The following is a 24,350-nucleotide window of genomic DNA, read 5'->3' on the forward strand; positions in this document are numbered from 1 at the left end:
CTGGCTGATCTTCGAATAGCCGGAACGGGGTCCCGGCTATTCATGCCAAAATGGCCTTACCAGCGATGATGAACGTGCGGTGCAATCAGGCGCTCGTAGATTTCGCGCGTTGCCGCCATGATATCGGCCGAAAGCGGAGCGAGATCTGCCGCGACGGCATTGGCCTTGGCCTGCTCGGCATTGCGCGCACCCGGAATGACGACGGTGACGGCGTCATTCATCAGGATCCAGCGGAGTGCAAAGGCAGCCATGCTGGCGCCGGCCGGAACCAGCTTTCGCACTTCTTCCACGGCCTGCAGACCAACTTCGAACGGCACGCCCGCAAAGGTTTCGCCGACATCGAAGGCCTCGCCGTGACGGTTGAAGTTGCGGTGGTCGTCGCTGGCAAATTGCGTATCGCGGGTGATCTTGCCGGATAGCAGGCCGGAGGCCAGCGGTACGCGGGCGATGACAGCCACGTTCTTGCGCCTGGCTTCCTTGAAAAACAGATGGTCGGGCCGCTGACGGAAGATATTGTAGATGATCTGAATGCTGACGACGCCCGGATATTCGATGGCCTTCAGCGCTTCTTCGACCTTTTCGACGCTGACACCGTATCCCTTGATCTTGCCGGCCTTCTGCAATTCGTCGAGACCGGCAAAAACTTCCGGCCTATAGAGGACTTCGGTCGGCGGGCAGTGAAGCTGCACGAGATCAAGGCTCTCGACGCCGAGGTTCTTCAGGCTGCGATCGATGAAGCCTTCGAGATTGGCCTTGTTATAGCCGCCGGCCACATGCGGGCTCAGACGGCGGCCAGCCTTCGTCGCCACCATAGGGCGCGCGCCGCCGCGTGCCTTCAAGACATCGGCAATGATCTTTTCCGAGCGGCCGTCGCCATAGACATCGGCTGTATCGATGAAGGTCATGCCGGCATCGAGGGCGGCGTTCAACGCTGCGCGGCCGTCGGTCTCGCTGACATCGCCCCATGCGCCGCCGATCTGCCAGGCCCCGAAGCCGACATCCGTCACGATAAAGGGCGTCCGTCCAAAGGCATGATGTCTCATGAAAAGTCTCCTCTCTTTTATTCGTAAGATGATAGCGCAGTAGCAGCCGTCCGACAGGGCCACAAGCGCACATTGGCGATCGAGGATCGCAATCGCGTGACTGAGAAACATGGCAGGCGCTGGCCGGCTTACGAAACCGTTGGATGAACCCGCCGGTGCGGTATTCACAGCGCCTTCGTTTCCTTAAAAGGGGAGATCGGATTTCTGACGACATCGGAGCTCATGCCCTCTTTCAGCTTCATTCATGCCGCCGATCTGCATCTTGGCAGTCCGTTTCAGGGGCTGGCCTTGAAGGATGCCGCCGTTGCGGCAGTCTTCGTCGAAGCGAGCCGCAAGGCCTTCTCGACCCTTGTGGGCTTGGCGATCGAAAAGCGCGTCGATTTCTTCGTCATTGCCGGCGATGTCTATGACGGCGACTGGAAGGACAACAAGATCGGCCTGTTCTTCAATCGCGAAATGGCCCGGCTGGAACGGGCGGGCATTCCGGTCTACCTGCTGCGCGGCAATCACGATGCGGCGAGCGTCATCACCAAGACCATCACTCTGCCACCAAACGTCCATGAGTTCCCGACCGGCAAGCCGGGCAGTGTCAGGCTGGAGGCGCTGAAGGTGGCGCTGCATGGCCAGGGCTTTGCCGAGCGCTCCGCCAACGACAATCTGGCGATTGCCTATCCGGCACCCGTCTCCGGCTGGTTCAACATTGGCATTCTCCATACCTCGCTGACCGGCCGCGAGCCGCATGCGCCCTATGCGCCGTGTTCCGTCGATGACCTGCGTTCGCGCGGCTATGACTACTGGGCGCTCGGCCATGTGCACGACTTTGAAGTGGTGGCGCAGGACCCGCTCGTCATTTTTCCCGGCAATCTGCAGGGCCGCAACATCCGCGAGCGCGGAGCCAAGGGCGCGGTGCTGGTGACAGTCGAAGACGGGCGGATCGATCATGAGCGTCTGATCGTCGATGAGGCGCGCTTTGCGCAGATCGATATCGTGGTTGGACCGGAGGACGATCCGGCGGCGATCCTGCGCCATGTGGAGCAGGCGGTGCAGCCGATTGCCGATGAGATGGCGGGTCGCATGACCGCGCTGCGTGTGCGGCTTTCCGGCGTAACGCCGCTGCAGGGTGCGATCGCTGCCAGCCGCCAGCAATGGCGCGACGAGGTGGAAGCCGCCTGTCATCGCGTGCATGAGGATATCTGGCTGGAAAAGCTCGAGCTGCGGCTGGAACCGCCGCCGGAGAGAGCAGCGGATACGGACGGCGCGCTCGATCTGCGCCAGCTATTGGCAGACCATGCCGGCGATACCGATATTGTGGCGGAAGCGGCTCGGTTAATCGACGAGATCGCCGTGCGCCTGCCGGGTGGCCTCGGCGCGACGGAACAGCCGTTGGACGATAGCATGGATGCCCTCATCGAAGAGGCGCGGCAACTGCTGCTGGCGCGCGGGCAGGGGGCCGGCTGATGCGCTTCACCCGGCTCGATATTCTCCGCTACGGCGCGCTGACCGATCGATCGATCGATTTTCGCCCCGATGCACGGCTGCATGTGATCTATGGTCCGAACGAAGCGGGTAAATCCTCGGCTCTGAACGCGATCTCCGATCTTCTCTTCGGTTTCCCGGCCGCTGCCGAGCAAAGCTTCCTGCATGAGCCGAATACCCTGCGGATCGGCGCCGATCTTAGCGCGCGCGATGGCGCAAGGCTGAGTTTTCGCCGCCGCCGTGGCCGCAAGGGGACGCTTCTCGCGCCCGATGACAAGGAGACGGCGCTTGCCGACGATGCGCTTGCGCCCTTCCTCGGCAATCTGAGCCGCGATGTCTTCGAGCGCGCCTTCGGCCTCGACTCCCAACGGCTGCGGCAGGGCGCGACTGCCATGCTGCGCAGCGGCGGCGAGATCGGCAGCCTGCTGTTTTCTGCTGCTTCCGGGCTTACCGGTCTGTCGCGCCTGCGCCAATCGCTGGAAGCGGAGGCCGATGGCATCTATGCGGCCAGGCGCTCGAAGGATCGCGGCTTCTACCAGGCTCTCGATCGCTATGAGGATGCCCGTAAGGCCGAGCGGGAAAACGAGCTGAAATCCGGCGACTGGAAGAAGCTTCTTGGCGAGGCGTCCGAATTGGAAGCGGAGCTGGAGCGCCTACAGGCGGAGCGCCGCGGCACACGTGAGGCGCTGGATCGGCTGAAGCGGCTGAAGACCTTGCAGCCGTTGCTTGCCGAGATCGATGCGGAAACCCTTGCACTCGACGGTCTTTCCGATCTCGCCGCCATACCGAACGGTTTCGCCGACCGGCTTGAACAGAAGCTGCACGATAAACAGGCGAGCGAAGAGGAACTGCGCCGTGCTCAACAAGCCGTTGTGCGTGCCGAGGAAGATCTCGCGCGTGTTCACGTCGATGAAGCGCTGCTCCAGATGTCAGGCGATATCACCCAGCTCTTTGCTGATACCGGCAACTACCGCGCCCAGAGGCACGATCTGCCAGGTGTTGATCGAGAATTGGCGGATTTCGAATTGAAGTTCACCCAGCTTGCCCGCCGTCTCGGTCTTGCGGAGGCTGAGTTGGAACGGCAGCAGCCGAGTGACATCGACCGCGCGCGCCTGTCCGAACTGGTGGACGAAGGCCGGCAGCTCGCGCAGCAGATGCAGTCGCTTGCCGAGCAAGCTGAGAGCGAGCGCAGGCAGCTTACCGCTCTGGAGAGGGACAGCCTTAACGGACGACTGATCGATCCGAGACCTTATATTGACCAGCTTGAGGCTTTGGGCAGTGATCTCTCCTCCTTGGCTCGCCTTGATGGGCTGGAAACCCAGATACGCCGCATCGAGGCCGATCTTCACGAGGCGGCCGGACGGCTGCAGCCACCGATCGGTGACATCGACGTATTGTTTTCTGTGCCGCTTCCGGAAGCGATGGAGATTACGGCACATCGGGATGCGATCGACGCCGCTCGATCGAAGGTGCGTGATGCCGCCAGCAAGCTGCAGACCTATGACGAGCAGCTGGCGGAAATAGCACGAATCCTCGCGGATGCCGAGCGCACCGGGCCGGTTGTTACGCGCGAACAGATCGTCGCCGCGCGCGCGAGCCGCGATGCGCAATGGTCCTCCATCCAGCAGAAATGGACCGAGGGCGCAGCTCCGGAAGCTAAGGCGCTTGCCGCATTGACTGTTGAGGTGGCTGAGGCCGATCGTTTGGCCGATGCCGCGCTGAGCGATGCGGATCGTGTCGCACGCCACGCCGACTATCGTTTGCGGCAGGCGCGTCTGCTGCGGGAGCGGGAGGATGCTTCTGGACAGCTGAGGAGCTGCGAGAAATCGCTGGAGGATGCACAGGCAGCCTTCGCAGCCCTTTTTGAGCCTTGCGGCGTCGATGCCCTCGATCCATCGACGATGCTGGAATGGCGCCGCGGAGTGGAGCTGCTGCGACGCGAGCGCAAGGCTTTGCGGGATTTAGTCGATCAACGGGATGAGAATGCGCTGGCGGAAGGTCGAGTCTTGCCGGCTCTGCAGGATATCGTCGAGGCGACCGGCTACAAGAGCGGCCGCCTTCCGCCGGCCGCGATTGCGGAAGGCTTGCGCAAGCATCTGCGCCTTCTGTCCGAGCGCTGGAGCGAAAGCCGCACGCGGGAAGGTGAGATCGGGGCCGCGCGTGACCGGCTGGCTCGCTTCGACGAGCAGCAGCAGCTCTTGGAACGTCAGCAGGTCGCTTGGCGCGCCGCCTTCGCCAAGGCCGTCGAACTGCTTCGGTTGCCGTCCGACACGACCCTGGAGATGGCGAATGTTGCCCTGAAAGCATGGCAGGAACTGCCCGATGTCCTAGCGGAGCGGGAGAACCGTCTGCGCCGGGTTAGCGGCATGCGCCGCGACATGGCTGATTTCGAGCGGCGGCTGGCGACGCTTGCCGCCAACAGCGGCTATGAGCTGGACCATCTGCCGCCGGATGCCGCTGCCGAGGCGCTGCATACCCGTGTCAACGCCATGCGCGGAGAGCTGAAAAAGCGCGACGGCCTCGAAGAGGAGCGGCAGCGCTGGCAGGGCATGGTAACACGCCAGGAGGCAGTGCTCGGCGCCGTTGCCGTCGGACTCGACCAGCTAACCGCGGATCTTCGCGGTGTCGACGATCTGCCCGCACTGCTCTCGCAGCTGCGCGAACGTGCGCGTCTCGCCGCGCGGCTTGCCGAAAGCCGCGATCGATTCCGCCAGCAGGCTGACGGCAAGGCCGAAGACGAGCTTCGCGCCGAGCTTGCCGGCTTTGAGCGGGTTGCAGCCGATCTTGAAATTGAGCGGTTGACCGAGGAAGATCAGCGGCAGTTCGCCATGCATGGCGAGCTTTCGGCCCGGCTGGCTGAGAACCGCCGTCAACGGCAAGCCCTGGAAACCGGCGTCAGCGCAGAATACGCAGTTTTCGAGAGGCTTGCGGCTGAGCAGGAGGCGAAGGACCTCGCGCGGCAATGGGTTGTCCTCAAGATCGCAGCGCGAATGCTGGCCGGCTCGATGGAAGCCTATCGCGAAAAGCAGGCCGATCCCGTCATCAGACGGGCGGGCGAGTTGTTCTCGCAGCTGACCGGCGGTCGTTTCTCCCGTCTTGTCGAAGCGCATGATGAAAGCGATACGCTGCAATTGCTGGCCGAGCGTGCGGCAGGTGAGCGTGTGCCGCTTGACGGCTTGAGCGAGGGAACTGGCGATCAGCTTTATCTCGCGCTGCGGCTGGCATTTCTCGAGGATTACTCCGCCCGCAACGAGCCTGCACCGCTAATCGTCGACGATATCTTCCAGACGTTCGACGACGAGCGCGTCAGCGCCGGTCTGCAGGTGCTGGCTGCGACGGCCGATCGTTTCCAGACGATCCTGTTTACCCATGAGAAGAGCGTAGTGGAGATCGCCCAGAGCGAGATCGGCCGGGTTCTCGATCTGATCCAGCTTTGACGAGGAACGGTCCCGGATCGGGCTATAGCTGTTCCAGCAAAAGTGCGAAGCGATTTTGCGTCCGGAACTGCGTAAAAACAAGAACATAGAGCGTTTTCGCGATTCGAAGAAAAGCGGAAATGCTCTAAGACATCGACGGGATATGCAGGCGCGTGGGCACCACGATCTTGGGGTCTGATTTATCGCGGCCATAGGCCGGATTGAGCGCGCGATCGATGAAGCCCTGCGTCGCGTGCAGCCGGCGCAGGTTCTGCTTCTCCTGCTCGAAGCGCTTCTTTCGTTCGCCGGATTTGTCCGAGCCGCGCGACAGCGATTCATGGTGATAAAGGCAGGCAAAGGGCGTCCAGATAACGCGGTATCCTGCCTTGTGCGCTCGCAGACAATAATCCACGTCATTATAGGCGACCGCGAAATTCTCCTCGTCGAAGAGGCCGATGTTGCGAAGACAGTCACCCGAGATCAGCATCACGGCGCCAGTCACGCAGGTCATCGTGTTGCGCACATGCAGCCGGTTCATCGGCCCACCGAACTCTTTCGGCTTGTTCAAATACCAGTGACCGGCAAGCCCGCCGAAGCCTATTACCACACCGGCATGCTGCATCTTGTCGTTCGAGAAGAGCAGTTTGGCGCCGACGATGCCGGTTCGGTCATAGGCAAGACAGGAAACCATCTCCTTCAGCCAGCCTGGTTCGATGACTTCGACGTCATTGTTGAGGATGAGGCAGTGCTCGCCCGTCGCAGCGTTCAGGCCGCGATTGACCGAGCGTGAGAAATTGAAGGTTTCCCGATTGATGACGGCCGAAAAGCGAGGCTGGGTTTTGCGATAGTGCTCATAGAGATCGAGGACGGCCTGGTCAGCGGAGCCGTTGTCGATGACCAGGACTTCAAAATTGGGATAATCTGTTTTTTCGAAGAGATCGCCGAGAATGCGCGAGATCAGATCGAAATTGTCCTTGCTCGGAATGATAACAGAGATTTTCGGCCATTCGTGGGGCGCATCGAAGACGACCCTGTGCAAGGTCTTGGTGAGAGCGCCGTCAATAGAGACTGTCTGTCGCTGTCGTGCGAACTGTTCGGTCAGGGCCTTTCTCGCGTTGGCGGTTGCGGCATCCATGAATTGGCGTGAATAGGTCTTGCCGTTGCGGCGCCACCAGTAAGCGGGATAGGGCAGATGGAGAATGCTTTCTTCCGGGACGCCCTCCATGTAGCGCAGCAGCAGATCGTAATCCTGCGAGCCGTCGTAGCCGGTGCGGAGATAACCGATTTCCCGAAGGCGGCTGTGGCGATAGATGGAGAAATGGTTGATGTAATTGAGGCCCGTCAGCAGGACGGAATCATAGGCCGGTTTCAGCATGACGCCGGTTGGCCTCAGGGTGTCGTCGACCACAAGTTCGTCCGTATAGAGAAAATTGGCATCCGGATTTTGCTCGAGCGTATGCCGGATGAGCTTGAAGGCATGCGGTGCGATCACATCGTCATGATCCAGAAAGGCGATCCATTGCCCCTCTGCATGGGACAGGCCGGCATTGGTTGCGGCAGCGATGCCGCCGTTGCGCTCGTTCAGCACGAGGCGGACATTGTCCTTTGATTGCTGGCTCTGATACCACTGCCGCGTTTCCGGAGATGTCGAGCCATCATCGCTCAGGATGAGCTCTGCTCCTGTTTCCCCCTGTGTTTCGAAGGATTTGACGAGATCATCCAGATAGCGCGGCGGAGCATTATAGACTGGAACAACGACGCTGAGCCAGGTTCCCGCCGTCGCCGGTGTAGGTGCTGTCTCCAGTTCTGAGGCAAGCCTATAGCTCGCCTCGGCATATTGTATCGTCAGGCTAGGTGCGCGGCGCCCCAAGCGCAGCCTCGGCAATTTCAGCCAATACTGGGGCAGTCTGCCGAGATCGATACGTTTGGTTTGTCCCTCGCTTCGAAGAAGCGTTGCAATATATCTTTCGGCTGCTTTTTCGGATGCAAAAGCCCTGGCGGCAAACTTGAACGATGTCGGAAAACTGGCTGGATCGGCACGCAGGGCGCAGATCGAGCCAACCGAGCCGATATCCGCGGTGATGACGAAGCGGTTTCCTTCCGGGAGGGAAACCGTATCCTTCTCGCGAAAACCATAACCACGATTGATATAGAGTTTCGGATCTATGGGCTCGCTGGTCGCGGCCACATGGATGACGACCAGCTTCTTTCGCAAGGGTGAGAACCTGATCTCGAAAGCCGGATCATCCCCCAAGGATTTCCATTGGCCAAGATGGGCTCCAGCGGATATTTCCCGTTCAAGATCGGCGTTTGGTATGATTTTGAGTGTCATCGAAATATTGGTTTCATCCACATGCTGGAAGGAACATCGCCTGCCAAATTAAAGCTCTAGTCGGCACCGCTGAGAGGCTCAAAACGAATGCCAGGAAATGTCGGACTCGCGTGCTGCCGCATTTTCTCGATCGAGCAACGCGTAGCATCGCGGGCAGAAAGCCGGCGAGCGTGGTCGCTAACGAGCAGATCGATGGCAGCCATCCACTCTTCGGCGGTGTTGCCAATGTGAAGCTCGCCAGGGACGGCACATCGTTCGAAGGTGGGGCACCGGGAAAAGATGGCAGCCGCCTGAAGGCGGCTGATGTCGATCCGCTTGGTGTCGGAGCGGCTCGCATTTGTCTTTCCCGACAGGAGAGGCGCCAAAGCGATGTCGGCTTGGTGATGCGTTGTCTTGGCGAGATAGGCTGGCCAGGGCAATGGCGGGATGATGGTCATTTTCGCCGGGTCGATCCCCTGTTGGCTCCAGCGTCGGGCGAGGGAGCCGGCGGCAAAAACCTCAAAATGAAGGTTTCCGTGTTTTTCCATTGCGGCCTTGATGATCGGCATCAGGAACTCGTGTTCCCGGCGATGCACGCCGGTGGCATGATAGACCATCTTCAGCGGCTGGACGCTTTCATTCCGGCTATTGATTGCGATGTCAGGCGCATCCGCCGGAAGGGGACGCAGAATATCGATCCTATGGCTTTTCATCGCGAGTGCATTTGCCAGGGCATCGGTGGAGGTCCACACGTGAGTGAGCAGCCTGTTGATCCTTGGCAGCGGGCGGACCGCCAGTTTGATCAGCCTGAACTTATAGAGCCACCCTGCTTCGTTCCCGGTAACAACAGCCGGAATGTCGTCGTCGACGAAATAGGCCACTCCGGCAAGCGTATCTCGCCGTTCCTCCAACCAGCGCAATTGCGGCGGCTTGATGTAACGGCAGATGATGACGAAGAGCCCATCGCTATCGATAGCATCGAGCGGATCATCGAGGCCTTTCATGATGACTTCAATGTGGTCGAGTGTCTTGGCGCGCTCGTCGAGATAATAGCTGAAGCTCGGATTGGGGTTGCGCGATAAGATGAGCAGGCGCCTCGCGACGTGCTCGCCATCCTGCGGCGGTGCCCCGAAGGGTCGTGGTCTTGGAAGCAGTTGGTAGAGGATGTCGCGTAAAACTTGCATAGGTTTCCGTGCGACACTACGCCAGACGATTTCGAAGATTGGCGAGAATGCCGAAAACAGCACCCCAGGCAAGGATCGTCACGCCCAAAATTCCGCCGATCCAGAGCGCCCGCTGCGGATACTCCGCCTCGTCGGGCAGGCTGGGCGCCAGAAACGTGTCGAGGTAGAGCAGCTGCTGCTTGCTGACGAATTTGACCTGTTCGAGCGTTTTCATGCTCGTGGCAAATTGCTGCTCGGCAAGGCTCTGCTCCAATTCGCGCTGTGACATATCCACGGAAACATCCGCGAGATTCTGTTCTGATTTGTTCTGCCCGGCGACTTGGCTGTTCAGCTGATCGATCTGCTTCTGCCTGCTGTCGATCTCGCGTTTCAATACGCGCATCTGCGGTGCATCGGCGGAGACCGTTCCAAGAAGCGCATCATATTTCTGCTGAAGATCTATTCTTTCCTTCTGAACGGACGAGATCAGGTTCGTGATAACGGTCGACGATCCCTCGACGCTGAGGACGCCGGTCTGGTTGCGCGCAATCAAAAGCTTGTCCCGTGCTTTCTGCAGTTGATCCTTTGCATTGTCCAGGTTCGCCTGAGCGGTCGCGATGACGTCCCGCCAGATGCGGGTGTTGACATCGTTGACCACGACCTCCGACGCCGCCACGACCTGATGTAACACCTTCTGGGCGTCGGCTGCCGTGAAAGCGCGCGCCTTGACCGTCACGATGCCGCTATTCGCATCGATCTTGACCGAGACCATGTCTTCCCAATAATCGAGCAGCTTTTCCGAACTCGCATCTTTTTTCAGGCGCGCGATCCGGTCGATCGAGTCGTTCCCATAGATCTTTTGAAAATCGACCTTTTCCTCAAGAGCGGCAACCATGTCCTTGCTCTTGATGAAATTGGTGACGATCAGGGTATTTTGCACGATCTGTGCCGGCGGTAGACCGGTCACCTTGGTAATCTGATTGCCCCCGAGCGCCGGCGTGGACGTTCGGACCGTAAAACGCGTTTCGGATTGATACTGATCGGATGCGACGCAGGTGAAGTAATAGACCGAAGCAATATTGGGGATGACAAGTAGCAGAACGGTCGATGCCAGGATGGCCTTGCTGATGACCTGCTGCATCGGGCGAGGCCGCAGGCCAACGGCCTTGAACAGCTGGCTTCGCCTCGATGTCGAGAAACGCAATTTCCGCGCTGCTACCGACAGATTCGCGGCCACATTGCGGCTATGCTCCGTCGCGCTGAGCTGAAGCGCTTTTGGCGCATTTTCGGTATCATGAGCCATATTTGGGCCTTGCCGTCGATCCCTGGTCTTCTAGCGGTTCAATCTATAATAGGATTCTATAGCCTGCTCTACCTTATCGAAGGCGATAAGTCTGCCGTCGACAAGTACCATCCCTCTGTCGCAATGCGTATTGATCATGCTCATGCTGTGCGAGATCATGATGATGTCGGAATTCTTGCGCCTGTTCTCGAATGCGATGCGGCAGCGTTCCTGGAAGCGTGCATCGCCAACAGCAAGAACCTCGTCCACCAGATAGCACTCGAACTCGATCGCCATCGAGAGGCCGAATGCCAATCGTGCGCCCATGCCCGAGGAGTAGGTGCGCACGGGTGCATCGATATAATCGCCGAGTTCGGCGAATTCTTCGACAAAGCGGGAAACACGCCTCACGTCCTCGCCATAGGCGCGCGCGACGAAATGAACATTGGCTCGCCCCGTCATGAGAGGATTGAAGCCGCTGCTCAAGCCCAGAGGCCAAGACACCCGTACATCCTTGCTGATCCTGCCGGAGTTCGGCAGCATGGTGCCGGCGATCATGCGCATCGTCGTCGATTTCCCGGCGCCGTTCACGCCGAGCAAGCCATAGGAATAGCCGGACTCGAACTCGCAGCTCACCCGATCGAGAATGACCTTCTTGCCGCTTTGCGTCTTGAAGAATTTCGAGACGTTCTTGAAGCTGATCATTCTGCTTCTCCCCTCATATCCGGTGATCCTCTACGGATGCCCAGATAAGGGAAAGCGTCGCCCAGGTGACAACAAGCGCAAGCAATATGATCAATGGCGTACTGACGCGACGCGGAAATATCGACTCGTCCGGCAGCACGGGTTTAACGAAGACGGCAAGGTATAGTGTCTTTCGAAGAGCTTCGGCAAGCACGGCGTCATAATTCTTCTGCGAGCTTTCATAGAGTTTTTCCGCGATCATGCGATCGGTTTCCAGCCTGGAATACTCCAGCAAGGATTTTGCAAGGCTTGCATTCTCGGGCCCCGTCAGCGCCGATTTCATCTTCTCGATCTGTGCATCGAGGCTCTCTTTGGCGAGATTGAGCTGCTGATAGGTCGGAGAATTCTGGGCGTTGGATTGCCGCATGACGAAGAGGCGCGTTTCGAATTCAAGCTTCTGGGCCAGCAGACCCGTTAGAATCGCGCCGCTGTTCTTGGCCTGTGTCTGCGGGCTGAGAAGGCCGGATGCGTTTTGAAACTGATTGAGGGCGATCAAGGTATCGCCATAGGCTTTGCCGCTCTTCTGGACATCGGCCTTCATGCTCTGCACGATGTCGTTGCGCGCTCTTTCCGAAAGCTCGTTGATGAGCTTTTCGCTCTCTTCGATAATGGCATCCGCAAGCTTGACGGAATCGTCCGGGGAGAAGGTTCTGACCTTCAGCGTTATGATGCCGGAAGTCACATCGATATAGGCGGTGACGTGATCGTTCCAGTATTTCAGAAACTCTTCGTCGGAGCGGGATGAACCAAATCGCGACAGGAAATCCGCATTCTGCCGGATAAACATGGAGCGATAGTCGATCTTCTTTCCGATTCGATTGAGAATTTCGGTGGAGTGAATGAAGCTGGTGACGACATAGGCATCTTGTGACGCTGAGCGCATGTTGAGAGCGCTGGTGGCTCCGCCGGGATCACTGGCGTCGCTGGTATCGCCTGTTCCCGACACGGCCCGCACGGCGAAACGCGCTTCCGCTACATATTGATCCGAAGCAATGAAGGCATAATAGACCGAGCTTGCCAGGAAAGGCAGGATGACGAGCAGGATAAAGCCGATAAGCCTCAGGGGCGGCTTGCCCCCCGACTGTGTTTCGGGCTCGTTGCCATCATGCACCGGTATATATTCGATCTCCTCGAGATCGGTGCGCGCACGCTGCGCCGGCAGCCTGCGCCGAAACAGCGAAGGCAGGATTTGCCGGCTCGTTCTTACCCGCGGAGAGTCCTGAACTATCGCGTCTTCGATAACTGGCTTTTGCATGTCAGCTTGCAATCGTTTCTGGCAATTGAGGCGCGGTCGGTTTCATCGCCTGACGCACATAGTGATCGAAAATCAAATCTTCTTCGAGCATGAGCTCCGCAATATGCAATGAACGCAACCGTGCCGCAACGTCCTCGAGGGTGCTGTGTCTGGGTGGCAACGGAAAATCACCAACCGAAATCCCGATGAGCTCGCTGACCGCCTGCTGAAAATAAAGGCTGTCCGTATCGAAACCAACAACGGCAAAACGTGAGAGAAGGTCGATCGCAGTGGCGACATCGCTGCGCGTCACAGTCTGTTCCGGTATGGTCGTGGCCAATTGCCGGGTGACCGGGGATACCAGAACGTTTCTGACGCTCTGAGAAGCCTTCTTCAGAGCTGCCTTGAGAGAGGCTTCGTTTTCAAGGCTTACCTCGGCAAAATGCTCCGCAGCAGGCGCTAAGATGATCTTGTCGCGATCGCCGAAGAAGGAAATCTGGGTTTTCGCCATTCGTTTTAGAAGGAATATCCGCAGGGCAAGTTCGTAATAGGGATCGGTCAGCAGAACGATGGCCTTGAATCCCTTGTCGAGGAATTCTTCATAATTGCGCATCAACAGCCGGCCGCTAAGATAGATCGACTGGATGGCGTTCAAATGAAAGGCCTGGAGGGTCGTTTCGTGACCGAAGCGCTCGACGGAGGAAAGCTCATATTGAAAGTTGCGGCCACAATAGTAGTCGAATTTGACCATTGGCAGCAGCTGCGTCTCGAGCCTTACAATCTTTAACGGAATCGTGCTCGATACTTGCGGCCGGCGGTAGATCAGCAGCCCCGACTTGGCGTCATGGATCATCAGCGATGTGCGCTCAGCCAGATCGGGAATGGTCGTCGTGTCGAGCTTGAACCCGACATGGCCATCTTCGTGCCGTCCTGAATCTATGACCGCCTGTTTGACTTGGTCGCACGGCAGGATCATCAGATCGCCGTCGGCGTCCGAGACTCTGATTTGCGGTTTTTCGGAAAAGCCATCGGGAATCAGATAACCCTCGATAACATTGCCATGATCGTATTCGAGGTTAAAAAGCACGGATTTTCTCCGGCGCTTCTATCCGTTGGGGACAGGACCGAAATTGGCGATGGAGCGGCGTCATTCTCTTCTGCATGGCTTCACATCTATCAAAATGCCTGTCGATATCGCAAATGTCAGCCCCCGGCATTCGGAGTCGTCAGGCGCCGCTGGACGTTTTCCGGGCCAGCAGCGAGAAGCTCGGCCCCCCAGGATGACTGAGATGTTCATCCCGGATGATAACATCATCAAAGCCGAACGCGTGCAGCAGCTTCAATATATCGTCCCGGTGCATCCAGAAGTGCCGATCCTTCATGCCGCCGCAGAAAGACGCGTTGGCATTGGCGTGGTGATAGCTGCGCTCGTAATAGCGCACGTCAATGCCATCTATCAGCTTCGTCTCAATCTTGCCGCTGAAGGGAGCCACCGCACGTCGCCCTCCGGCATCGCGTTCTCCAGAACGAAGTGAGTCCAGATGAAAACCGCGTTGACCCGCTTTGCCAGCAAGCGAAGAAATTCGCCTGGGTCGGCCATATGGTAAAGAACCCCCGATGCGAGTGCGAAGTCGTAGATCTCTTCGCCTTCCGTAAGCCACGACTGGATGTCGCCAAGCATGAAAGAGGCGGCATCGATGTTGAGGATCTGTTTGGTAACCAGGCATCTTAGAAAGCAGAGGCGGTTTGCCTCGATGGCGTCGATCCGCGCCGGCCGGTGGCAGTTCAGCATGTGGGTATGCATTCCCTCGAGCGGGCCGATCTCGAGAACTTGCCTGCCTTCGATCGATCCGAAAGTCTGCAATGCCCAATCGATGCGGTCATCCGCATAGAGGGGCAGGGTGCCGGCATTGAGACCGAACTCCGGCGGAAATGCACAATTCCATCCCTGGAGGGCGCTGATAGCATTTTGATGAACCGGTTTGCCCTGCTCGTACTGATCGAATATTTCGAGGGGACTTTTCGAGGCTTTCTTTTGTGAACGCTTTGAAAAACCAAGCATTAATACGCACCCTTTATTTTCATCGGCATCCGGCCGAGCTGGAGAGTTACGGGATCGTTCCGCTGTCGTACCACAGCTCCCAAGCCGTTTCTCGCCCCGAAGTATATTTTGCGGCAATTTGCGAGCGACGATAGACAATCGAAGATTGTCGGAATGTCTCGCTGACGGCAGAAACTTAGCAAGCTCCGATTGTTGTGGTTCGTCGTCTTCTGCGTGAGTTGCGGGTCTGAACTCGGTTCTTTTATAGGCAAGATGCATCCTATGGAAGGCGGCATAAATGCGATTCAGCGAAACTTCAATGTTATCGATGAGGTGACCCCTCTGCCAATGCCGTTGCTTAACGGGTCCTGTTTGCTTTTTAGAAAATTTTAATTTTAAATCTTCAAAAATACTCGCCAAAATTGCTTCAAGTCTCCTTGGCCCCTATAAATCGGAGCTGGTTGAGCGATTCTTGAGGGCCGGGTGTGTTCATATGAGCGCATCTGATTTTTTTGGTTGCATTTCCGCTATTTGGGCTTGTTGACGCGTGCCCGTTATGCTTTTCAAGGCGTCGATAGATTTGATGCATTCCATGTCGATGTATGCCATCAGGTAATCACGGCAGCTAATTGTTTGAGGTTTTCAATTGTTTCGTATTGGCGCCGTGATTTGTTGCGTGGTTCTTGCGGGGTGCAATTCCGTATCAAGTGAAGGCCCTTTGGCTGGCGCCATTGTAAAGGACGCCGGGCAATCCAGCGTCGAACTGGGTCGCAGAAATGCCGCGGTGTTCGATATCGTTGACATCGACAGCCGCAGTGCGCGTCTGGTTTCCGATTATGTTTCATCCACACTCAATCGGCGTTTTGGCATGGGTGGTGGTGTCGGCGCCGTCGTTATCGGTGTCGGCGATGCACTGAAGATCACGATTTTCGAAGCCGGCGCCGATGGCCTGTTTTCGACGGCGCAATCAAAACAGGTATCGCTCGATGTCGTCGTGCAGCCGGATGGCACGGCGGCAATTCCTTATGCGGGCTCGGTTCGATTTGCGGGCAAGACGCTTGATCAGGCTCGCAAGGCAATCCTTGCGGCGCTGGCGACCAAGGCCGTCGAGCCGGATGTTATCGTAACAAGCATGGGCACGCCGTCGCGTACCGTCACGGTTTCGGGCGCCGTTGGCCGTCCTTCCATGGTTCCGCTCGATCTGACCAAGGAAAAGATTACCGAAGTCATCGCCAAGGCCGGGGGGCCTTCAACGCAACCTTATGAAACCTATGTAACGCTGGTTCGCGGCAGCCGGACGGGAACGGTTCTGCTGAAGTCCATCATCGAGCATCCGTCGGAAGATATCTATGTCCAGCCGGGCGATCAGATCTTCCTCGTCCGCGATCCGAGGACCTTCACTCTGCTTGGATCTGTTCGCGGAGACGGCCGCCTCGAATTTGGAGCAAACGATCTGAACCTGCTCGAGGCTGTTGCGCTGGGTCACGGCGCGATCGACGATTCGAGCAATGCGAAAGGCTTCTTCCTGTTCCGCTACGAGGAGCCTGAAATCGCCAAAGCCCTGCTCGGTCCTGCTCGCTTCGACGGTTTGCTGCGTAAGGGAATGGTTCCGGATGCCAAGGGACGCTATCCGATCGTCTATCGCTTCGACATGTCCAATCCCGACAGCCTGATCGTAGGGCAGACTTTCCCGGTAAAAAGCCGCGACGTCATCTATGTATCGCGTCATCCTTCCGTCGACATCAGGAAGTTCTTGAATCTTATCGGCACGCCGCTTGGTATCGCATCCCAGGGAGCGGCAACGGCAGCAAATCTGGGGCAATAGTTGCAAGAAACGGAGCGACGGCGGCTTGACTTAACCTATTCGTTGATCGATGCCGACATCTGTATGATTTTGACGGATCGTGCCTTGTCGATAACGGAAATTCATCGCGAACTGATTTAGAGAAAGAACTGCAACCACCGCAAGCAAGAATTGCGATTTCTGGCTTGAATTGAAAGCTTAACTGATCGCATATTGCAGCGGTTGGTGCGCTGCCGCATAAATGCTGCGCGCGCAAATTGTTGTCGTTGAAAAACGCGGGCAATACTAGCGTGAGTAGTTAATATTGGTCAGTTTGATGCATTTCTTCGAATATTGCTGAGAGATCATGACAGTTGAGATTATCGGACGCGCAAGCATTGCCCCTGGAGCGGGTTCTATCGATGAACTGCAGCTCGTACTGAAGGAGGGGCGTTGCACCGTAGGCCGTATACCAGAGGAGCGCTGGGATCTTGCGCGCTTTTGGCATCCGGCTGTGGGCATCCAGGGAAAAACTTACAGTTTTGCAGCCGGCGTCTTTGACAATGTCTACGCCTTTGATCCTGCGGTTTTCGGCCTTTCCCAGCGTGAAGCAATGCAGATGGATCCGCAGCAGCGCATCCTGCTCAACGTTGTCTGGCGAGCTTTGGAAGATGCAAACCTGCCGATCGATGGGTTCGAAGGCCAGCGCGTGGGTGTCTATGTCGGCGCATCTTCCCTTGAATATGGCAATCTGACGCTCGAGGATCCCGCCTCGGGTAGCCCGTATTTCATGACGGGCAACACGCTTTCCATCGTTTCCAACCGCATCTCGCATATATTCGGCTTGCGCGGGCCAAGCATGACGATCGACACGGCTTGTTCGTCGTCGCTGGTAGCGCTCGACCAGGCGGTGAAGGCCCTCGAAAACGGAGAGATCGATACCGCGATCGTCGGCGGCATCAATATTCTGCTCAACCCCATGTCCTTCGTGGGCTTCGCGCAGGCGCGCATGCTGTCGCCGGAAGGGCTCTGCCGCGCCTATGACGACAACGGTCGCGGTTACGTTCGCGCAGAAGGTGGTGCGGCGATCGTATTGCGCCGGACGGACGTTGCGCTGCGCGAGAAGGACCGCAGCTATGCTAGAATACATGCCGTAGGCGTCAATTCTTCGGGACGAACCAACGGTATTTCCATGCCGTCGCGTGAGGCGCAGGCCGCCTTGCTTCAGTCGATCTATGAAGGGCGCAATATCGACGTCAATCGTATCGCCTTCATCGAAGGGCATGGAACGGGAACGAAGGTCGGCGACCCCGCCGAAATCTGGGCGATCGGCGAAGTCATAGGGCGCAATCGGCGGGCGCCGGTACCGATCGGCTCGATCAAGACGAATATCGGCCATACCGAACCGGCATCCGGCCTTTTCGGGTTGTTGAAGGCTGTTATTGCGCTTGAAAATAATTTCTTACCGGCCTCATTGCATTTCGACCACCCGAATGAGTCCATCGATTTCGAGGGCCTGAACGTTCGGGTCAATACATCAACGATCGAGCTTCTTCCAGCCAAGCAGGCACGCTTTGCCGGGATCAATTCCTTCGGCTTCGGCGGAACGAACGCTCACGTCGTCATCAGTGACCCCGATCCGATCGCACCGCCCGAACCGTCAATCCGAGGCGAGGGGGTCGTTTTCGCCGTCAGCGCTCATACGGCCTCGGCTCTTTCGGCGCTGCTCGAAGACTACAAGACCCGTCTTGAAACTGCCGAGCTCAAGGAAGCGCGTCAGATCGTTGCTTCCGCCGCTGCCAATCGCGAACCCATGCGTCATCGTTTCGCAGCCCGCGCAAAAGACAGTGCAGCGGTACTTGCGGCGATCGATGCGCATCTTGCAGGGAGAAATTCGGCTGGCGAGGCTGGCGAAGCTCCGGCCCAGGCCACCAAGATCGCCTTCGTCTTTTCCGGCAACGGCGCGCAGTGGGCGGGAATGGGCATCGGCGCCTATCAGGAAAACCGCCATTTCCGGCAATGCTTTCAGTCCTTCAGCGCTCTCTTTGAATATTATCTCGGCGAGAAGCTGACCGATGTTCTGGTCGCCTCTGATCTTGCGGCCCGCCTGGCCGATACCAAGATCGCACAGCCGCTGCTGTTCGCGATCCAGGCCTCCCTCTCGGACGGTCTCTGGTCGATGGGCGTCAAGCCGGATGCGGTCTTCGGCCACTCGGTCGGCGAAATCGCAGCCGCCTACGCAGCCAAGGTGTTGACGGCTGCCGAGGCGGTTGCAATCGTCGCGAAGCGTTCGCTGCATCAGGATCTTCTTGCCGGTGAGGGCAAGATGGCTGCCGTGGTGCTTGGCGAGGATGCAGCGCTGGCTTTTGCGAAAGCCAGGGGCCTAGACAATATATGTATCGCGGCCGTCAACGCGCCGAATTCGGTAACGATCTCCGGTCCTGCCGATGAGATAGAGGCTTACAGGGACGCCGCGCGCAAATCTCAGATCGTCGCGCATGTTCTCGATATCAACTATCCATTCCACCATCCCATCATCGACCGTGCCAGGGAGGCGTTTTTCGCAGATTTGCCCGATCTCGCGCCGGATAGCGGCACTGGGACCTTCATCTCGACGGTAACTGGCGAACTGCGCGATGGGCGCCTGCTGGATACGCAATATTGGTGGCGCAATGTTCGCGATCCAGTGCTTTTCAAGGCTGGCTGTCAGGTCGCTCTGGCAATGGGCTGCAACCTCTTTATAGAAATTTCACCGCGCCCGATCCTGTCGAACTATGTCGCGGAGATCGCAAAACAGGCATCGGTTCAGGCGATCGCAATACCGACTTTGTTGCGCGAGGCCCCCATTGATGGCCATGATCCGGTCTCACAGTCATTTGCACGGGCGGTTGCCAACGGTGCGCCTGCGCTACGCACGCGCAGCAGCGCCACGCGCAACGCCTTCGTCAAGCTGCCGCCCCTGCCTTTCGAGCCGGTGGAGCTTCGTGCTCATGCGACGACGGACGAGATCGATATTTTCGGTCGCGATCGCAAAAGCCCGTATACGCTGCTTGGCTGGCGCGCCGATCTCAATGGTACGAATTGGAAGAACCATCTCGACGCCCGCCTTTTTCCAGACCTCGCCGAACATGTGGTGGATGGCAAGGCAATCCTGCCCGGCAGCGGCTTTATCGAAATCGCCGTAACGGCTGCGCAGCGTTATTACGGGACCGATGAAGTCGAAATCGGCAATCTCGAAATCTTCCGACCGCTTGAATTGTCTCAAGACAGGATGGTCGAATTGTCCACCATTCTGTCACCCGAGACGGGAGATCTCGAGATCCGGTCGCGCGAGCGCCTCAGCCATGACGAATGGACAGTGCATGCGGTCGGACGTTGCCGCAAGCCGCTGGCGGCTGAGATGGATAGCAAGGCCGCTGCGCGATCGAGCGGGGACCGTAAATCCATATTGACGTCCGAGGTGGCCTACGAAACCGCGGAACGTTTCGGATTGCTTTACGGCCCACATTTCCAGCTTCTGTCGAAAGCTGCGGCGTTCGGTCATCATGCGATCGAAGTGGACCTGAAGACGGCTGCCTCATCGTCTCATCCCTTCGCCAGCTATAATCTCAACCCTATGTCTGTCGACGCGGCCTTTCACGGTCTCGTCGCATTGTTCGATCAATTTTCCGGCGACGAAACCGGCGCTCCCTATATTCCCGTTCACTTTGGCACCGTGAGAGCTTTCGGCAAGGAAAGGTCGATCGTCAAAGCCTACATCGAGATCGAGCGTTTCAGCGCGAATTCGATCAAGGCCCGTTTCACCTTGTTCGATGCGAAGGGCAGCGCGGTTGCCGTTCTTGACGATTGTCGTTTCCGGCGCACTCAGCTGCGCCGCAGGGCAACGCTCGATTCCGTTGCATTTCATTATGAGAGCGTACCTTCGGCGCTTTTCGCTGGCGCGCATAAATCGGGCGCTAACGTAGGGCAGATTCCGTCGTACGGCAGTTCCGGCGCGAGCCATGCGCTCAACAATGCAAGCCTTCTTCTTGAAGCCGCAGTCTATCGCGCCTGCTACGATATCGCACTAAAGGTTGCGGACCGTAACGGCGCCGTTGCATTTTCCGGCCTTCCCGGCGATGCCGAATTCCGGTCTTTCCTGGTCAATTGCCTCTACATTCTGGAGGATGCCGGCATCGCGGAGACTGGAGACGGCAAGTGGCACGTTCCCCTGGAGCCGACACTGCCGCCTGTAGCCGAGCTGCTTCAGGAAATCTATCGCGAGGACGCTGGGCGCGTGGCCGAAAGTGTTCTCGTTGGCGATGCCTATCGCGAGACGCTCGAACATTTGGCGACGATACGGCCGCACGTGTTGGAACGTGAGCCTGCTGCCCAGGGGGCAAACATTCCGGGTGGGGCGACTCTGGAGCATGTGCTTGTTCATTCGCCCTTGAGCGAACGGCGGCTTTCGATGCTCGCGGAAGCGTTGACATCCGCCATCGAGGCCGATGCCGGCGCGATCGCATACGTTTTGGAAGTCGGCTCGGTTTCGGCCGCTTTCAGCCGAAAACTGGCGACGATCACCGCAGCAGCGGGCGCATGTCTCGTGATTGCCGAGCCGCGTGAGCAGGTGCGCCGAGCACTGGAGATCGCATTCGAACGCGATGCGCATGTCATCGTCACCGATCCGGCCAAACTGACGGATCGCTATGTCGCGGACCTCGTGGTCGCCTCTGGCGATCAGAGCCAGCACCTGATGCTTCACAATGACGATATCAAGCGGGCTGTCCGGACGGTTGCCGCCTGCGGCGCGCGATTGTTGCTGGTCGATCGTGCGCCGAGCGCTTTCAATGATTTCGTCTTCGGCCTCTCCGAAGGCTGGTTTGCGGATAGCTCGTCGCCGGAATTTCCCGTTGGGCGGCTCGGCACGCCGCAGCAGATCGCCGAGCTCCTGGGGAACTTGGGCTTTGCCAAGCCGCTGATCCATGAGCAAGTATTCCCCGAGGGAGCGTTGATAGCGGTATCGGCTGTATCCGAACGGCAACCGGAAACAGCTGCCGTCGTGGAGATCGCCGAGCCCATCCTGATCTTGTCGGAGCAGGGCAAGAAGGGGCTTGGCAAGCTAGGTGGGAATGCAAAGGTCATCGATCTCAGTGCGTTGTCGCCAGATATTGCCGGCGTTCTCGATCCGGTCAACCGGAGAACCAGCCGGCTCGTGTATCTTGCCGGCGTGAAGCGCGGCGATGCGGCGGAACTTTCACTATCGCGTCTCTCGATCTTCACCGAACTGGCGAACCTGCTGTCGCAGCACAGCGATGGAGCACAACCCCGACTGGTGATCTTGGCGCCCGGCGGTTCTCCGCTGTCGGCTCGCCCCGTCGATGAGGCGAATGCCGGTCTGTGGGCTTTGGGCCGCGTTCTTCAAAACGAATATGATGCCTTTGACGTCCATCTGCTGGATGCCGATGCAGATGACGGGCGAGTGTTCTCCGCAGTTGACACCCTCATGACGGCGGACACGGACAACCGCGAATGGTTCATGGATCGCGCGACCGGAAAGGTTCGGGAGATCAGAGCTGCCGCAGGTCCCTTTGATGCCGTCGAAGCAAGCCGCCGGGATTTTGTCGCGGCGATGATCCGGCAACATCTGGGCGGGCGTCTGGATAGCGTCGTTTGGGAGGAAGTCGGCCTTCCAGTGCCTGACGAGAGGGAGCTTGTCGTCTCCGTCGAAGCGACCGGCCTCAATTTCCGCGACGTGATGTGGGCTATGGGGCTCCTGCCAGAAGAGGCGCTTGAGGACGGCTTTGCTGGTGCCACCATCGGCATGGAATTCGCTGGGCGAATTCTTGCCGTTGGCGATGCCGTCGACGATCTCAAGCTGGGTGACAAGGTGATGGGGATCGGGCCTGCTGCGTTCTCGACCCATGTCCGTGTTCACCGCGATGGGGTGACGAAGCTCCCCGAACGGATGGACACCGTTGCGGCTGCGACCGTGCCTGTCGCTTTTCTGACCGCCTATTATGCGATGGTCGAGCTTGGGCGCATTCAGCCGGGTGAAACCATACTGATTCATGGAGCTGCCGGCGGCGTCGGTCTGGCGGCGCTCCAGATTGCCAAGCTTAAGGGTGCCAAGGTGATCGCCACCGCCGGCACGGTCGAGAAGCGTGGCTTTCTCGAAATGCTCGGCGCCGATCATGTGCTTGATTCCCGCACTCTGGATTTCGTTTCCGGCGTGCGGCGGCTTACGGGTGGCGAGGGTGTCGATCTTGTCCTCAATTCGCTCTTTTCCGAAGCGATGGAGCGGAGCATCGAGCTGGTCAAGCCATTCGGCCGCTTCCTGGAGCTCGGCAAGCGCGACTATTATTCCGACCGTAAGATCGGTCTGCGTCCGTTCCGGCGCAATGTCAGCTATTTCGGTATCGATGCGGATCAGCTTCTGGTCAACGTACCCGATCTCACTCGGCGCATCTTCAGGGAGATCGGGCAGCTTTTCGCCGAGGAAAAGCTGACGCCGCTGCCATATCGCGCTTTCGCTTATGACGAGATCGGCAATGCCTTCCGGCTGATGCAGAATGCCGGCCATATCGGCAAAATCGTGGTGCGGCCGCCCGTTGCGGGTATTGACAGCGTCTTGCGCGCACCCGCGAAATCCCTGCGTGTCGATGGCAAGGGTGTTTTCCTGGTCGCAGGCGGCATTGGCGGCTTCGGGCTGTCCGCCGCCGATTGGCTCGTTTCGAAGGGTGCGCGCCGCATAGCGCTATGCTCACGCCGCGGCATTGCCGACGCTGAAACGAAGCAGGCGATAGCAGATTGGGCAAAGCGGGGTGTCGTTACGACGCTGCACGCCTGTGATATCACCGATGCCGCCGCAGTTGAGACGCTGCTTGCCTCGCTTCGCACCGAAGGGGCATTGAAAGGCGTCATTCACGCCGCCATGGTCCTGGACGACGCACTCCTTGCCAATCTGACGCTGGAACGCAATCGCCCCGTTCTCGAGGTAAAGATCCGTGGCGCGGAAAATCTGGATCGTCTGACGCGAGATGACAGGCTGGAACTTTTCCTGCTGTTCTCCTCGGCAACGACCATGCTCGGCAATCCCGGTCAGGCTAACTATGTGATGGCAAATGGCTATCTGGAGGGCCTGGCGCGCGCGCGCCGGGCGGCCGGCAAGCCTGCCCTCGCCGTCGGTTTCGGCGCGATCGCCGACAAGGGCTTCCTTGCCCGCAACATCGAGGTCAACGATCTCCTCTCCAAGCGTATCGGAAAGGCGGCGTTGAAGGCACGCGACGCGTTGGAACAGGTCGAGCGTTATATGCTGGCGGACAGAGGAGATGTCGATGCCGCGGCGGTCATGATCGCCGAGATCGATTGGAATGCCGCTCGTCTGCTGCCGATTGCCGGACGTTCTCTGTTCGAGCCGCTGATGCGCCATGCAGGCAACCATCAGGCCCTCAACGAGGGAGACAGCATCGATCTCAGGGAACTGATCAGAGGGAAATCGGAAGAGGAGGCTCAGGCCGCTCTGCATGCGCTTGTCGCGGCAGAGATTGCGGCCATCCTGCGCGTGACCGAAGACACGGTGACCCCCGATAAGGTTTTGAAGGATATCGGCCTGGACAGCCTGATGGCCATGGAGCTCGGCATGAGCTTCCAGCAGAAAACCGGCTTCGATATTCCCTTGAGCGGAGTAGGCGAGGGTACGACCGTAGGCGATGTCGTCAGCCGTTTGCGTGATCGGGTCATGAATCGCAACGGCGACAATGCTGCTAGTGACATGGCCGGAGACGAGGTGGTCGAGCGCCTGGCGCGTAGCCATGCCGCAGAACACGAAAAAAGGGCCGTGCAGTGACCTATAATGGCGAACAGGCGGAGCAGAAG

The 24,350-nt window shown here is 58.4% G+C and carries 13 protein-coding genes; 4 read left to right on the forward strand and 9 right to left on the reverse strand.

Annotated features, from left to right (window positions below; genetic code table 11):
* Positions 1 to 56: 56 nt before the first annotated feature.
* The gene (locus ACK83U_RS04895) at positions 57 to 1,043 is read right to left on the reverse strand and encodes an aldo/keto reductase (protein WP_112607185.1); all 987 of its coding nucleotides are present in this window, start codon (positions 1,041 to 1,043) and stop codon (positions 57 to 59) included.
* Positions 1,044 to 1,265: 222 nt separating this feature from the next.
* Between ACK83U_RS04895 and ACK83U_RS04900 the strand changes: the two genes are divergently transcribed.
* Together ACK83U_RS04900 and ACK83U_RS04905 are read left to right on the forward strand one after the other, a co-directional pair.
* Positions 1,266 to 2,501, forward strand: coding sequence for a DNA repair exonuclease (locus ACK83U_RS04900; protein WP_112607183.1), 1,236 nt, complete (start codon positions 1,266 to 1,268; stop codon positions 2,499 to 2,501).
* A complete protein-coding gene (locus tag ACK83U_RS04905) occupies positions 2,501 to 5,956 on the forward strand; it encodes a YhaN family protein (RefSeq protein WP_112607181.1) in 3,456 nt (1,151 codons plus the stop codon). The genes ACK83U_RS04900 and ACK83U_RS04905 overlap by 1 nt, the downstream gene beginning before the upstream one ends.
* A 124-nt stretch (positions 5,957 to 6,080) precedes the next feature.
* On the opposite strand, the gene ACK83U_RS04910 is transcribed toward ACK83U_RS04905, so the two are convergent.
* The 8 genes from ACK83U_RS04910 to ACK83U_RS04945 all read right to left on the reverse strand — a co-directional run bounded on the left by ACK83U_RS04910 (position 6,081) and on the right by ACK83U_RS04945 (position 15,130).
* Complete coding sequence (locus tag ACK83U_RS04910) at positions 6,081 to 8,267, reverse strand: glycosyltransferase family 2 protein (protein WP_112607608.1); 2,187 nt, start codon at positions 8,265 to 8,267, stop codon at positions 6,081 to 6,083.
* A 56-nt stretch (positions 8,268 to 8,323) separates the two neighbouring features.
* Positions 8,324 to 9,430 (reverse strand): hypothetical protein, encoded by a 1,107-nt coding sequence (locus ACK83U_RS04915; protein WP_112607179.1) that lies wholly within the window; start codon positions 9,428 to 9,430, stop codon positions 8,324 to 8,326.
* Between the two features lie 16 nt (positions 9,431 to 9,446).
* Positions 9,447 to 10,712 carry a capsule biosynthesis protein gene (locus tag ACK83U_RS04920; RefSeq protein WP_112607177.1) on the reverse strand — a complete coding sequence of 422 codons (1,266 nt, stop codon included), beginning with the start codon at positions 10,710 to 10,712 and terminating at the stop codon, positions 9,447 to 9,449.
* Positions 10,713 to 10,742: 30 nt separating this feature from the next.
* Complete coding sequence (locus ACK83U_RS04925) at positions 10,743 to 11,396, reverse strand: ABC transporter ATP-binding protein (RefSeq protein WP_112607175.1); 654 nt, start codon at positions 11,394 to 11,396, stop codon at positions 10,743 to 10,745.
* Between the two features lie 13 nt (positions 11,397 to 11,409).
* Positions 11,410 to 12,690 (reverse strand): capsule biosynthesis protein, encoded by a 1,281-nt coding sequence (locus tag ACK83U_RS04930; protein WP_112607173.1) that lies wholly within the window; start codon positions 12,688 to 12,690, stop codon positions 11,410 to 11,412.
* 1 nt (position 12,691) lies between these two features.
* Complete coding sequence (locus ACK83U_RS04935) at positions 12,692 to 13,756, reverse strand: hypothetical protein (RefSeq protein WP_015339495.1); 1,065 nt, start codon at positions 13,754 to 13,756, stop codon at positions 12,692 to 12,694.
* 139 nt (positions 13,757 to 13,895) lie between these two features.
* Positions 13,896 to 14,162, reverse strand: coding sequence for a hypothetical protein (locus ACK83U_RS04940; RefSeq protein WP_412474798.1), 267 nt, complete (start codon positions 14,160 to 14,162; stop codon positions 13,896 to 13,898).
* Positions 14,126 to 15,130 carry a class I SAM-dependent methyltransferase gene (locus ACK83U_RS04945; protein ID WP_412474799.1) on the reverse strand — a complete coding sequence of 335 codons (1,005 nt, stop codon included), beginning with the start codon at positions 15,128 to 15,130 and terminating at the stop codon, positions 14,126 to 14,128. The genes ACK83U_RS04940 and ACK83U_RS04945 overlap by 37 nt, the downstream gene beginning before the upstream one ends.
* Positions 15,131 to 15,356: 226 nt before the next feature.
* On the opposite strand from ACK83U_RS04945, the gene ACK83U_RS04950 reads away from it, so the two are divergent.
* Complete coding sequence (locus ACK83U_RS04950; protein WP_112607169.1) at positions 15,357 to 16,535, forward strand: polysaccharide biosynthesis/export family protein; 1,179 nt, start codon at positions 15,357 to 15,359, stop codon at positions 16,533 to 16,535.
* A gap of 325 nt (positions 16,536 to 16,860) precedes the next feature.
* On the forward strand, positions 16,861 to 24,321 hold the full coding sequence (locus ACK83U_RS04955) for a polyketide synthase (protein WP_112607167.1): 7,461 nt from the start codon (positions 16,861 to 16,863) through the stop codon (positions 24,319 to 24,321).
* The last annotated feature ends 29 nt before the right edge of the window (positions 24,322 to 24,350 follow it).

The organism is Rhizobium sp. WW22, assembly GCF_047041135.1.
Classification (GTDB): Bacteria; Pseudomonadota; Alphaproteobacteria; order Rhizobiales; family Rhizobiaceae; genus Rhizobium.

Coding starts and splice junctions, on each gene's coding strand:
- ACK83U_RS04895 (WP_112607185.1), bottom strand. CDS start 1,043: ATGAGACATCATGCCTTTGGACGGACGCCCTTTATCGTGACGGATGTC.
- ACK83U_RS04900 (WP_112607183.1), top strand. CDS start 1,266: ATGCCCTCTTTCAGCTTCATTCATGCCGCCGATCTGCATCTTGGCAGT.
- ACK83U_RS04905 (WP_112607181.1), top strand. CDS start 2,501: ATGCGCTTCACCCGGCTCGATATTCTCCGCTACGGCGCGCTGACCGAT.
- ACK83U_RS04910 (WP_112607608.1), bottom strand. CDS start 8,267: ATGACACTCAAAATCATACCAAACGCCGATCTTGAACGGGAAATATCC.
- ACK83U_RS04915 (WP_112607179.1), bottom strand. CDS start 9,430: ATGCAAGTTTTACGCGACATCCTCTACCAACTGCTTCCAAGACCACGA.
- ACK83U_RS04920 (WP_112607177.1), bottom strand. CDS start 10,712: ATGGCTCATGATACCGAAAATGCGCCAAAAGCGCTTCAGCTCAGCGCG.
- ACK83U_RS04925 (WP_112607175.1), bottom strand. CDS start 11,396: ATGATCAGCTTCAAGAACGTCTCGAAATTCTTCAAGACGCAAAGCGGC.
- ACK83U_RS04930 (WP_112607173.1), bottom strand. CDS start 12,690: ATGCAAAAGCCAGTTATCGAAGACGCGATAGTTCAGGACTCTCCGCGG.
- ACK83U_RS04955 (WP_112607167.1), top strand. CDS start 16,861: ATGACAGTTGAGATTATCGGACGCGCAAGCATTGCCCCTGGAGCGGGT.